Source organism: Ferrovum myxofaciens (assembly GCF_013181415.1).
In the GTDB taxonomy this organism is placed as follows: domain Bacteria; phylum Pseudomonadota; class Gammaproteobacteria; order Burkholderiales; family Ferrovaceae; genus Ferrovum; species Ferrovum myxofaciens.
Window position 1 is genome coordinate 2422790 of sequence record NZ_CP053676.1, and the last position, 12947, is coordinate 2435736.

Sequence of the window (12947 nt, forward strand, 5' to 3'; positions counted from 1 at the left end):
ATTAATAATGACCCTCCCAAAAAAACCCGAATCGCCGGCACATCATGTCTTGCTGGGTGACATACGTGGGTTGATCGAGCAAGCGCGAGCCCAGGTTGCGGAATCGACCAACAGTATGCTGACGATGCTTTACTGGCATGTCGGCAGTCGTATTCGCCGTGAGGTGTTGCACGATGGACGGGCTGGGTATGGCGAGCAGATTGTCTCTGCACTGAGTAGAGACTTGATGCTGACTTATGGGCAGGGTTTCGGCGCAAAAAATTTGGCGCGGATGATCCAGTTTGCCGAGGTTTTTCCTGACGAGAAGATTGTCGTATCGCTGGTACGACAATTGAGCTGGACCCATTTCATCGCGTTGATACCACTCAAGAAACCACTGGAGCGCGAGTTTTACGCCGAGATGTGCCGCATCGAGCGCTGGAGTGTGCGCACCTTGCGCGAGCGCATCGGCAGTCAACTTTACCTGCGTTCAGCCATCGCGAAGAAACCAGAAGCGGTGGTGGAGGCCAAAATCAGCCATCTGCGTGCAGGCGGACAAATGACGCCAGATATGGTGTTTCGCGACCCCTACATGCTGGATTTTCTTGGTTTGCCCGATGGCTATAGCGAACGCGATCTTGAGGCGGCCATTCTGCGCGACATGGAGCGCTTTCTGCTGGAACTCGGTGCTGGCTTTACCTTTGTTGCGCGCCAGAAACGCATCAGTGTTGGCGCAGATGATTTCTACCTTGATTTGTTGTTCTATCACCGGCACTTACGTCGTCTGGTGGCGGTCGAGCTAAAGTTGGAAAAATTCCAGCCGAGCCACAAGGGACAGATGGAGCTCTATCTGCGCTGGCTGGACAAGTACGACCGCGTCGAGGGCGAGGAGTCGCCGATTGGCCTGATTCTGTGTACCGAAGCAGATACCGAGCAGGTCGAGTTGTTGGACTTGAACAGCGCCAATATCCGTGTGGCAGAATATCTGGACAAGATTCCTGACATGAAATTGTTGCGGGCGCAATTACACCGCATTGTTGCACTGGCCCGCGAGCGCGCCACCAGCGGCCAGTTGCCGCACACATCTGAATCCGGGGGAGAACAACAATGAGTTTGAAACCTTGGCGCGAAGTCGCCGTCCCGCATGAAGATGTGCTGAAAGGGACATTCCAGCAAGCCGAATTCGCAGCCGATCTGTCGCGTGTGCATGATGGCACGGCGACGCCTGAGTACCAGAACCCAACGCTGTTTTTCCAGCGCACCTTTATCACCGAAGGTATGCGACTGCTGCTCGATTCCGTGGTCAAGCGGCTTGCAGGCTGCGGGGGCGATCCGGTCATCCAGTTGCAGACCGCGTTCGGCGGTGGCAAGACCCACACGATGCTGGCTGTCTATCACTTGGCCCGTGGGGATGCTGTCGCCAGCGACCTGCCGGGTGTTCCCGCCATCCTTGATGCGGCCGGCGTGACCGAACTGCCCCGCGCACGGATTGCCGTGCTGGACGGTATCAAGTCCTCGCCCAACCAGCCAGTGGTGCATGATGGTCAGGCGATCCGCACCCTGTGGGGTGATCTGGCCTGGCAGTTGGGCAAGGCTGAGGGCTACGCGTTGGTGGCTGATGCCGATGCCTCGGGCACCTCTCCCGGCAAAGCCGTACTGGAGACGCTCATTAGCCGCTACGCACCCTGCGTCATTCTGATTGACGAGTTGGTGGCCTACGTGCGCCAATTCGAAGAGGGCAAGACGCTGACCGGGGGCAGTTTTGATTCCAACCTGAGTTTTGTACAGGCGTTGACCGAAGCATTGAAAGCCGTGCCGACGGCGGTATTATTGGCCTCGTTGCCGGAATCGGACAAGGAAGCCGGCAGTCAACGGGGAGTGAATGCACTCGCCGCCCTGGCGCATTACTTCGGACGCATCCAGGCACTGTGGAAGCCAGTGGGCACCGAGGAGGCGTTCGAGATCGTCCGTCGCCGTCTGTTCTCCAGCATTAACGACAAGCTCGCGGCGGAATCAGTGTGCCGGGCATTCGCCGACTATTACACGGCAAATGGCGAGGATTTTCCGCACGAGACTCAGGAGAGCCGATACTTTGATCGGCTGATGCACGCTTACCCCATCCACCCTGAAGTATTCGACCGCCTGTACGAGGATTGGTCGTCGCTCGACAACTTTCAGCGCACCCGGGGTGTGCTGAAATTGATGGCCAAGGTCATCCACCGTCTGTGGAAGGACAACGACAAAGACCCGTTGATCATGCCGGGCAGTTTCCCGTTGCAGGACGCCGATACTCGCAACGAGATGATTTATTACCTGCCGCAGGGTTGGGATCCCGTCGTCGAGCGCGATGTGGATGGCGATCGTGCCGAAACCACCGAGATCGAGAACCGCGACCCCCGACTGGGCAGCGTGCAGGCCTGCCGCCGTTCGGCACGTGCGATCTTTCTTGGCAGCGCGCCGAGCACGGCAAACCAGATGGTACGCGGCATTGAACTCGAACGGGTCGCACTGGGCGTGGCGCAGCCAGGTCAGCAGGTTGGCATCTACAAAGATGCCCTGCGCAGCCTCGGCGACCGCCTGCATTACCTGAACAGCGGCAACAATCGCTTCTGGTTCGATACCCGCCCGAACCTGCGCCGTGAGATGGAGGAGCGCAAGCGTCGATTTCAGGACAAAGAGGATGTATTTCCCGCCATCCGCGACCGCGTGCAGAAGACTTTTGCCAGCGGCGTATTCGGCGGAATCCACGTCTTTACGGCAAGTGGCGATATTCCCGACGACTGGCAATTGCGCCTCGTGGTACTGCCGCCCGACGCCGCGTTCAGCCGCAGCGGTCAGAGTCTCGCCATCGACCGCGCAACCGAGATTCTGAAGAACCGTGGCGACCAGCCGCGCTTCAAGCAGAACCGCCTGATCTTTCTCGCTGCTAACTACGACAGCGTCAGCCGCCTAAAGGATCAGGTGCGCTCTACTCTGGCATGGCAATCCATCGTGAGCGACATCAAGGAAATGAAGCTCAACCTCGATCAGTTCCAGTCTCGACAGGCAAGTAAGAGCATGGAGGACTCCAACGAGGTTCTGAGACGGATGATCCGCGATGCCTACAAATGGATGGTCGCGCCTATGCAAGAGGCTCGACCCGGCAAGGGCCTGTCCGAGGTCCAGTGGGAGCACTTCCAGGTCAACCCGGGTGCTCAGAACCTGTCTCAGGAAATTGAGCGCGTGCTGAAGGAAAACGAACTCCTGATCTCCGAGTGGGCTCCGATCCACTTGGCCACGGTGCTCAAGAACTGGTTCTGGAAGGATGACGTCAAGGAAGCCAATGCGCTTAACGTGTGGCAGCAGAGTTGCCAGCAACTCTACTTGCCACGCCTGAAGGACAACGCGGCATTCCTGCACACGCTGACTGCGGGCGCTGAGAGCCGGGACTTCTTCGGCTTTGCGCAGGGAAAAGAAGATGGCCGTTACGTTGGCTTTGCGTTCGGCAAGCGCACATCGCTGTTTTTGGATTCGTCCCTGCTGCTAATCGAGCCTGTTACCGCAGCTGGCTATGCTGAAGCACAACGCGCCGCCGAGGAGGCCGCACGACCGAAGCCGACGGACACTGCGCCTGGCGCTACCGGAACCGGCGAAGCCCCGCCGAGGGCCGAAGACTCTGCCAAACCGACCTACCCAAATGGTAGTGGCGCAACACTACAGTCACTCAAGAAGCAGTTCTACGGCAGCATCGAACTTGACGCCATCCAGGCCAAGAAGCAGTTTGCCGATCTGGTTGACGAGGTCGTTCTGCAATTCACGTCGCGGCCCGGCGTAAAGGTCAAGATTGCCATCGAGATTCAGGCCGAGGCGACCACTGGCTTCGATGACAGCATCCAGCGTACGGTGAAGGAGAACTGCAACGTGCTGCGGTTCAAGAATGCGGAATTTGAAGAATAAGGAATCGTTAAAAAATAAAATGGACTTTTATGCATTGTCTGCTACACTTGGTGCATGGAGGCAGACAAACTAATCACGGCGCGGTACGAAGCTCTCGAATGCGTTCTTGATGAGCATCAGAGGCGGCTGTATGCGGCAGTGGAAGCCAAGGTGCTTGGTCACGGAGGGGTCAAGCGCGTTCATGAGGCTACCGGCGTTGCACGAGGTTCGATATTGGCAGGTCTTCGGGAGTTGGAACAAGGGATAGTCACGATTACGGGTGAAGTTCGTCGCATCAGGCGCGCAGGAGCTGGGCGCAAGAAGTTGACAGAACTGGACGCCGGGGTGAAAGAGGCGCTGGAACGGCTCGTTGAGCCGGTTACGCGAGGCGACCCGGAGTCCCCATTGCGCTGGACATGCAAAAGTCTGATGCAGTTGTCGGGTGAATTGGCTGCTTGTGGTCACAAGATCAGTCATGTGTCAGTAGGCACCATGTTGAAAGAACTTGGTTATAGCCTGCAAGGTAATCGCAAGACACTGGAGGGAGCCAGTCATCCTGATCGAAATGCTCAGTTTGAATTTATCAACAAGAAAATAGAGACAGCCTTGAATGCCGGGCAGCCCGTCATTTCGGTTGATACCAAGAAGAAGGAGCTGGTTGGTCAGTACAAAAATGGTGGAAAGGAATGGCACCCGCAAGGACAGCCGGATGAGGTCAATGTGCATGATTTTGTGGGCGAACTGGGCAAGGCCAATCCCTATGGCGTTTACGACTTGGGTAGCAATAGTGCGTGGGTCAGCGTGGGTACTGATCACGACACGGCGAGTTTTGCCGTTGCTACTGTTCGGCGCTGGTGGTTTGCCATGGGAAAAGCACTTTACCCCAGTGCCAAAGAACTGATGATCACGGCGGATGGCGGGGGAAGCAACGGCTCGCGAGTTCGGCTATGGAAGTTTGAGTTACAACAACTTGCCGATGAACTTGCCATCCCAATTCGGGTTAGTCATTTCCCACCAGGGACAAGCAAATGGAACAAAATTGAGCATCGCCTGTTCTCATACATAAGCATGAATTGGCGTGGGCAGCCATTGGTGAGTCACGAGGTTATCGTTAATTTAATTGCAGCGACTACGACACGAAAAGGATTGAAGGTTCAGGCGCAACTGGATACAAATCTCTATCCAAAAGGCATCAAGGTTTCCGATGACGAGTTCGCAGCCATTCGTTTGGATCGTGATAGTTTCCATGGCGAATGGAATTACACCATTACACCGAACACAACTTAAAAGTGCACGTTATTATTTTATGATTCCTTACCATCACTCAATTTGATTAAAAAGCGGGAACCTGCCCTCATTTATCTTGATTCCGCTCACCACTTCGGTCCAGCAGAAATTCCAATTCTTTTTTTCCATGGGAATCACCCGCAGGACAACGTTCCAGATGATTGGTATCCGGGGGTGCAAACACTGGGTTTACCCGTCATCAAATCAGCGCATGGACGTGGTCATTTTTTGGCAAGGAATACATTCAGGCGCCGACACCGCCGAAAATTCGTGATTCCGGCTACACTGTAACTCTTGAAACCTTCGCTTGTTTTCAATTCCGCAATCCATTTAGCGTACAAACGCTTTTCGTCCTGCATATACCGCCGAATCACCCAGGTATTCCTCGATGCGCATCAGTTGGTTGTACTTCTCTAGACGTTCGCCGCGGCACGGCGCACCAGTCTTAAGGTGACCGGTACCCAACGCAACGGTGAGGTCGGCGATGAAGCTGTCCACCGTCTCGCCGCTGCGGTGCGACACCATTGCGCCCCAGTTGACGCCGTAAGCCAGTTGTACCGCTGCAATCGTTTCAGTGAGCGAGCCAATCTGGTTGAGCTTGATCAACACTGCGTTGGCGATGTCCTCGTCGATGCCGCGCTGGATGCGCTCGACGTTGGTGACGAAAATGTCGTCGCCCACCAGCTCGATCTTGTCACCCAGTTCGCGGTTCAATAATTTCCAGCCGTCCCAGTCGTCTTCGGCAAGGCCATCCTCTAACACGGCGATGGGATACTTCTTCACCCAGTCTGCGTACATCGCCACCATCTCGGCAGCACTCACCTTGCGTTTCTCGGTGTGCAGGTTGTACAGGCCATCTTCGTAAAATCCACTGGAGGCCGGGTCGATGGCGATCACCACATCCTCGCCGGGCCGGTAGCCAGCCCCTTCAATCGCCTTGAGGATTACCTCTATCGCCTCGACATTGCGCTTCAAGGCTGGTGCAAAGCCGCCCTCATCGCCTACGCCGGTGGAATAGCCAGCGTCCTTGAGCACCGTTTTCAGGGTGTGATAAATCTCGCTGCCCCAGCGCAACGCTTCGGCGAAATTGGGAGCGCCCACCGGAGCGATCATGAATTCCTGCAAGTCGGTGCCTTGCCAGTTGGCATGTACACCGCCGTTAAGTATGTTGAACATCGGCACAGGCAGGCGGTTTGCCGTTGTACCACCGAGGTAACGGAACAGCGGGAGCTCGCAGGCATCCGCCGCCGCTCTTGCGGTCGCCATGCTCACGCCGAGAATGGCGTTGGCACCGAATTTTTCTTTATATGGTGTGCCGTCCAACCCGATCATGGCTCTATCCACCGCGCCTTGGTCGAGTGCGTCCATACCGTTGAGCGCATCGGCGATCTCGGTGTTGACATGGCCGACGGCTTTCTGCACGCCCTTGCCGCCGTAGCGTTTCTTGTCGCCGTCTCGCAATTCCAACGCCTCGTGGACCCCGGTAGATGCGCCGGACGGTACTGCGGCGCGACCGAATGAACTGTCCTCAAGAGTAACTTCCACCTCCACTGTGGGATTGCCGCGCGAGTCCAGAATTTCACGTGCGTGAATTTTTTCGATGCGGGTGTACATAAAACCTCCTTGAGCGTTTGAAATTTAGTTGTTCATCCAGATTAACCTTAACAGTTGCAACCCTGTGCCTACACTTACTGCTCCCCGTTGGCTAAGTTGCTTTGCCATTGATGACCCAGAATTTAAGCAGCAACGCGGCAAGCAGGGCGCAAACGCTGGAAAAGCCGAAAGCGGCAAGCGGGCTGATACCCTGCCAAAGCCAACCGAATACCAGCGAGGCTGGCAACAGCATCGCGCCGGCAGTCATGTTGAACCAGCCGTAGGCCGTGCTCAATTGGTTGTGCGGTGCAAGGTCGGCCACCAAGGCTTTTTCCGCGCCTTCTGTGGCGGCGAGAAACAGGCCGTAGAACGCAAACAGCGGCCACAACCACAGCGCGTGAAAACCGTTGATGCCCAGCAGCAGATAGAACAGGCCATTGCAAATATTTTTTGTTCAGCAGCAACCTGAGCCGGGGGATCGCATCGTGTATCACCTCAACGACGCCCCCGAACAAGGGTTCCCTGGAGAGCAGGCTGGCGCCATGCCTGGGGCAGAAGCCGAGCGTCTCCGATATGGCCTCGCTGGTTCCCGCGAAGATATCCGGATCGTCGAAGGGGTGGTCAAAATAACCCGTATCGCACCTGGCCCCCGTCTGGCAAAGCGGACATGCGCAGGTACCGGGTTTTTTCGTCAGGCATGTTGTCATTTGATTTCCATTCGCTCGTCGTTCTTTCATAGTCGTAACGTTGCAACAAGGCGTTGCGGATTGAGCAGTAATTCCAGCGCGGAGTTGATGTCGGGCGCCACCACTTTCGCTGCCAGCATGGTTTCCACCGCCGCCCCTTCTTTCTGGATCACCGCGATACCCAGTGCTGCGTACCCGATCATCGAACGGTCGTTGCGGCCGTTGCCGATGGCAGCACAGCGATCTGCGCCGAGGTTCCGGAGGTACGCTAGCTTGGCGGCGTTTTGTCCTTCTGCGTGCAGAATCGTCAATGTGCATGGAAGGGTGGCCAGGGCTTCGCGGGCATGGCCAAAAGTATCCGCCGTAATGACATGGATGGTGAGTTGTCCGGCCAGTTGCCGCAGCGCTTCGGACACGCCCGGCAGTAGCGCGCCATCCACGGCCAGCGTGCCGTTGTAATCCAGCACCAGATGCTCAAGGCACATGCGCTCCGCGGCGGGAATGGAGATTTCAAGCAAGGCCCACTCCATTACCGTCCATCGTTACGCTCCTTTTCCAATATCTGTTGCGCTGCCGTACGCACCGCATGGGCGGCATGGTTTTCGGCCAGCATTTCCATGGCGCGCGCGCCATCCGGGAATGCGCGCAGGTTCTTCAGCGCCGCCACGACCGCGATGCCCTCGTCAATGTTCAGCGGGTGCCGCAACGCACACCCAGCCAGCGGCAGCGCCGCGCCCGTGTCCCGGCGCAGGCCGAGCGCAATGATGGCGCGCATGCGCACGTCGTCCAGTGGGTGTTCCAGCGCATGCAGCAATTTTTCCCGGTAGTCCAGTTCGCTCAACCGGGTGGCGCTCTCTCCGCACAGGGGGCAGATTGCCGCCTGCGCCGGGATCAACGAGAAGCAATTCATGCAATAGATTTCGCGCTCGTTGGCCATGGTGTCAGTTTGCAGATTCCAGGCGCAGGCCATAAAGCAGGACGGCGGCGAACAGCGCCAGCGTTGCCGCAAAGCCGAATCCAATCGCAGGCGAGAAGACGCTCCACAGCACGCCAACCGTGATGCTCGACAAGAAATCCCCCAGCCCATCCACCGAGCTCATGGCACCGTAGCCCGTGCCATGCTCGTGTTCGCACAGCAGCGTGGAGGCAAGGACGGGCTGCGACGATTCGATGATGGCGGTGTAGATCCCGTTCAGCGCGAATAACAGGACGAGTGCCCATTTCTGCGCATCGGCGAGGATGAAGCCGAGACACATGATCGCAAACAGGGCGAAGCCGATGCTCAGTATTGTCTTTTTTTCATAGCGGTCGGCCAGCGTCCCGATCGGATAGGCCACCAGGGCATAGACAATATTGCCGAAGGTATAGAGCCCCACCGCGAAAGCGGCGGCATGAGCTGCGCCGAAATCCGGCGTCAGCAAATCCTGGGCGCGCAGGATCAGCAGGGTCGGCGCAAAATTGGAGATGCCGAAGATACCGACCGGCAGCAGGAATTTGCGGAAACCGGCGGGCAGGTTCTGCAGGCTTTCCCAAGTGTTGCCGTGTTCCGGCATCCGCGCTTTCTCTTTGACCAGCAGAACGATGCACAGGAAGGCCAACAGTCCGGGAATCAATGAAACCAGGAAGATCGTACGGATGGAAACGTGGTCCAGCAGCAGCCATGCGATCAGTGGTCCGAGTATGGCGCCGAGCGTATCGAGCGTGCGGTGAAAGGCGAAGGCGCGTCCGACCGTGGCCGGCGTGGTGGATTCGACCAGTAGCGCATCGCGCACTGGCGAACGGATGGACCAGCCTATCCAGCCCACGGTGCGGCCAAACAGCACATGCCACCAACTCGTGGCGAGTGCGAAGCTGGCCTTGCTGAACGCGGTGATGAAATATCCCATGGCGGCCAGCCCCTTGCACTTGCCGATACGGTCACTGTACCAGCCGGCCCACACCTGGAAGATCGTTGAAATGCCGTCGGCGACTCCCTCGATCACACCCAGGGCAAAAGCCGGGGCGCCGAGCACGGACGACAGGAAAGCGGGCAGCACGGCGGTGGCCATCTCGTGGTTCATGTCGCTGAACAGGCTGGCCATGCCCATGCCAAATATATTCCGGTTGAGCCAGCGAGGTTCGTGCGCACCGTTATCCTCAGACATGGTCATCCTCCTTTGTTGGCGGCTGGTTTTGCTGCATTCGCTTGCGCCGGAGTTGCTCGGCACGTTGTTTGCGCGACTTGTCGACGGTAGGACGCAGGCTCTCGATGGCGTCCGCCTCGTCGGTGATCTCCATGCCCAGGATCGCTTCCAGCATGTCCTCTAGCGTGATCAGGCCGGCCAATTCGCCCTGTTTATCCTTCACCAGCGCGATAGATTCCCGTTGCCGCAGGATCTGCTCGAATGTTCTGGCCACCTGCTCGGTTTCGCGGAACACCGGAATGGGCCGCAGAAAAGAGTTGAGCTGCCGCGTTCCGTCGCTGTCCAATGCATATGCCTTCAGGACTTCGCGGTGCGACACGTAGCCTATGACATTCCTGCGGTCGCCCTCGAACAGCGGAATGCGGCTGAAAGCATCGGCGCCCGGCGCCGCGACCAGATCTGCCACCGTCTGACTTTCATCCATCATGAACATGACGCGATGGGGTGTCATCACATCCTTCACCAGCACCTCGCGGCTGTAGATCAGGTTGCCGATCAGCACCGCTTCCGCCAGCGAAATCGCGCCCTCCTGGGGAGCCGCACCGACCAGCATCGAAAATTCGCGGCGGGTAAGCCGTTCGCGGGGACGGCGGGCGAGAAAACGGATGATCACTCCGGTTACCACGAGAAACGGCGTCATTATCCCGATCAGATACCACAAGGCGTACCCGGAGAAACCGGAAAGCCGTCCGGCATACCGTGCCGCCATGGTCTTCGGGATGATTTCCGAGAATACCGTCAGCAGCACGGTTAATACTGCGGAGAAAGCACCTACCCATGCCTCCCCGAACAGAATAACTGCTTGTGCGCCTACGAATGTTGCGCCGACTACGCTCGCGAGCGTGTTCGTAATGAGGATGGCACTGATGGCGTCGTCGATCCGGTTCTGCTTGATTTCGAGCAGGCGGGCCGCGCCGCTGCTTCCGGCAGCCTGCCGTTCCAGCAGCGCCGAGGTGCGGACGGAAAAAAGCGTGACCTCCAGCAATGAGCATAGGTGGGAAAGGATAACCGCCAGCAGCATCCAGAAAAGGAGCAGTCCCATGTATTAACCCTCCGCCTTGTGGAAGACGGGCGCGAAATACGCAGCGCGGAAACAAGGAAGCCCGCTCATGCCGCAGCCACCAAGGGTTGCAGTTGTGCGGAAAGTGATTGCAGGCGGGCCAGCCCGGCAGTCAGGTCGCGGGCGTGTTCGTCGGTCTGCGCTGCGTCGCGCGCGCCGGTTGCCATGCCTTTTTTTACTGCGGCCTCAATGCTCGCCTGGGTGGTCTCTATCCGTTCCAGCATGGCGACCTTGAAATCGCGCATGCTTTTGTCCAGCCGCTGGGCGAAGTCGTAGCGCACCCGACCAGCCTGAGTGTCGGTTAGTTTACGGTCATAGTTTTGTGCTGATTTCAGAATCAGCGCATCGCCGATGAACTTGGGCAAGGTGTGCAGCAACGAGGTGGTCATGATCGTGAGGCTGCCTGGCGTTTCCCAAAATTTGTAATAGAAGCCGGATTTCGCGTTCCATGCTACTTCCGCACTGACGGCTTCGAAGGGGATGGAGAACAACTCCGACGAAAAGTGATATAACTCGTCCACCGTGGCATGTATTTTTCCGCTGAAGCGCTCGCATAAGGCTTGGAACACAGTATCCGGTTTTTCATCCTCATCCCGGCGAAAGCCGTCCCAGGCGGCGCGCACCTCGTCCACCACGTAGCGCTGCAAGTCCTCGTGCAATTCGCCGGAAGGCAGGTGACGCACGGCCTCGAAGTGGGCTTTCAGTTTTGATTCAATATCGAGGGTCAGTTTTGCCTTGAAGGCTTCCACATCCGCCGTCACATCTTGATTTGCCAAGCGTTTGACGTCCGCTTCCAACAGGACGGTGAAGTCGTGCTTTTCCTGCGCTACCTCAGTACGTTTCTTTTCGAAGGCTTCTACTTTGCGGCGCAATTCTTCCACTGGCATGGAGAGGGAGGACAGGGCAAGCTCCGCGTTGAATCGGGTTTGGGAGACAAGCCGCAACAACCCCTTGGAGAGGGAGGCGACCAGGACGTTGCCCTTGTCTTCCATCAGGAAATGTTCGAGCGCTTCAGTAAAAGCGGGAAAGCGGCTTTGCGCCAGTAGTGCTTCTGAACCGGCCTTGCGTCCTTCCAGGGCCAGTCGAGCAGAGACCGGAAATACGGTTACCGGCTCGCCCATGGCTTCGGCCAGAACGCGGGAGGCGAAGTCGGTCGACTTGGTCAAGTCTGCTTCGGAAAGTAGGTCGGTCTTGTTGAGCAGGAAGAAAATCCGTCCTGCATACTCTCGGACTTCCTTGAGAAAATCGTATTCCGTTTGCCCAACCGGCTGGTCCACAGACAGCAGGAACAGCACCGCGTCGGCTTTGAGAAGGATACGGTAGGTGAAATTGGTGTTGTGCCGGTACACCGAGCCGATACCTGGTGTATCCACCAAGAGCACACCGCTTTTCAGCCAAGGTGAAGGCCAAGTGATGCGCATCTCGCGCACGCCCTTGGCGTTGGCCGGGTTACCTTTCTCGGTAACGTAGTCCCACAGTGTTTCCTGTGGCACTTGCTGTACCAAACCGCCCTGAAACTCGGCATGCACCGCCGCTAACTCGCCGTATTCAAGGATAGTGGCGATGGCGGTCAAGGGCACTACGCCGACTGGCAGGACATCCGTGCTGATCAGGGCGTTAAGTACACTGCTCTTGTCGCGCTTGAACTCACCCACCACGACAAGATTGAACGCGCTTGAATCTGCCCGCTCCGATAACGCGTGCAACTCGGCGAGCGAAATGCCGGGCAGCGTCCCGGCATCGCTCAAACATCGCTGCAGGGCGTGGAGGCGCATTGTCCCTTCGCCGCAAGTGTGATCACAAGTTTCATCGTCGCCCGGCACTCAACGCACTACTGTCACCGCGCAGGGCGCATAGGCAATGACTTGCCGCGCTACCGAACCGAGCAGCCAGCGCTCGAACAGGCTATGGCCGCGATGACCAACCACGATGTGATCTATACCGTGTTCTTCGGCGTAGATCACAATACTTTCGGCAGGATGTCCGAGCATCACTTCGTAATTAACCGTTAAACTTGCGACTCTAGGTTTCAACGAGTGCAACAGTTGGGTGTAATGACGGATCGAGCTTTCGATGATGGCCTCGGTCTCCACTTCTGCGCCAAACTCAGGCGCGCTTGCCACCGCAAGAATATGCAATTCCGCGCCGTATTTACTGGCCAAATCCAAGGCAAATTCGAAGGCTGCCTTGGATGGAGTCGAGCCGTCGTAAGCGATGAGCAGTTTGTGAATCATGGTGGTCTCC

11 protein-coding genes are annotated in these 12947 nt (G+C 57.4%); 3 read left to right on the forward strand and 8 right to left on the reverse strand.

Annotated elements, in window-relative coordinates; translation table 11 throughout:
- Positions 1–7: 7 nt before the first annotated feature.
- Genes HO274_RS11975 through HO274_RS11985 form a run of 3 tightly spaced genes read left to right on the forward strand, consistent with a single transcriptional unit; the run spans position 8 to position 5181 of the window.
- Entirely contained in the window at positions 8–1090 is a 1083-nt protein-coding gene (locus HO274_RS11975; protein ID WP_273119930.1) for a PDDEXK nuclease domain-containing protein, read from the forward strand.
- Positions 1087–3915, forward strand: coding sequence for an ATP-binding protein (locus tag HO274_RS11980; protein WP_273119931.1), 2829 nt, complete (start codon positions 1087–1089; stop codon positions 3913–3915). The genes HO274_RS11975 and HO274_RS11980 overlap by 4 nt, the downstream gene beginning before the upstream one ends.
- A gap of 54 nt (positions 3916–3969) precedes the next feature.
- Complete coding sequence (locus tag HO274_RS11985; RefSeq protein WP_273118831.1) at positions 3970–5181, forward strand: ISAzo13 family transposase; 1212 nt, start codon at positions 3970–3972, stop codon at positions 5179–5181.
- Between the two features lie 330 nt (positions 5182–5511).
- Here HO274_RS11985 and eno read toward each other — a convergent pair whose 3' ends face one another.
- The 8 genes from eno to HO274_RS12025 all read right to left on the reverse strand — a co-directional run bounded on the left by eno (position 5512) and on the right by HO274_RS12025 (position 12937).
- Complete coding sequence (gene eno / locus HO274_RS11990) at positions 5512–6795, reverse strand: phosphopyruvate hydratase (protein WP_273119934.1); 1284 nt, start codon at positions 6793–6795, stop codon at positions 5512–5514.
- Between the two features lie 91 nt (positions 6796–6886).
- Positions 6887–7162, reverse strand: coding sequence for a hypothetical protein (locus tag HO274_RS11995; RefSeq protein WP_273119935.1), 276 nt, complete (start codon positions 7160–7162; stop codon positions 6887–6889).
- Positions 7163–7507: 345 nt separating this feature from the next.
- Positions 7508–7978, reverse strand: a complete 471-nt coding sequence (locus HO274_RS12000) for an HAD family hydrolase (RefSeq protein WP_273119938.1) — start codon at positions 7976–7978, stop codon at positions 7508–7510.
- Between the two features lie 11 nt (positions 7979–7989).
- Complete coding sequence (locus HO274_RS12005) at positions 7990–8397, reverse strand: hypothetical protein (RefSeq protein ID WP_273119940.1); 408 nt, start codon at positions 8395–8397, stop codon at positions 7990–7992.
- Positions 8398–8401: 4 nt separating this feature from the next.
- Positions 8402–9604, reverse strand: a complete 1203-nt coding sequence (locus tag HO274_RS12010; protein ID WP_273119943.1) for an MFS transporter — start codon at positions 9602–9604, stop codon at positions 8402–8404.
- The gene (locus tag HO274_RS12015) at positions 9597–10685 is read right to left on the reverse strand and encodes a CNNM domain-containing protein (RefSeq protein ID WP_273119945.1); all 1089 of its coding nucleotides are present in this window, start codon (positions 10683–10685) and stop codon (positions 9597–9599) included. The genes HO274_RS12010 and HO274_RS12015 overlap by 8 nt, the downstream gene beginning before the upstream one ends.
- A gap of 65 nt (positions 10686–10750) precedes the next feature.
- Entirely contained in the window at positions 10751–12478 is a 1728-nt protein-coding gene (locus HO274_RS12020) for a dynamin family protein (RefSeq protein ID WP_273119946.1), read from the reverse strand.
- A 48-nt stretch (positions 12479–12526) separates the two neighbouring features.
- Positions 12527–12937, reverse strand: a complete 411-nt coding sequence (locus HO274_RS12025) for a universal stress protein (protein ID WP_273119949.1) — start codon at positions 12935–12937, stop codon at positions 12527–12529.
- Positions 12938–12947: the final 10 nt, after the last annotated feature.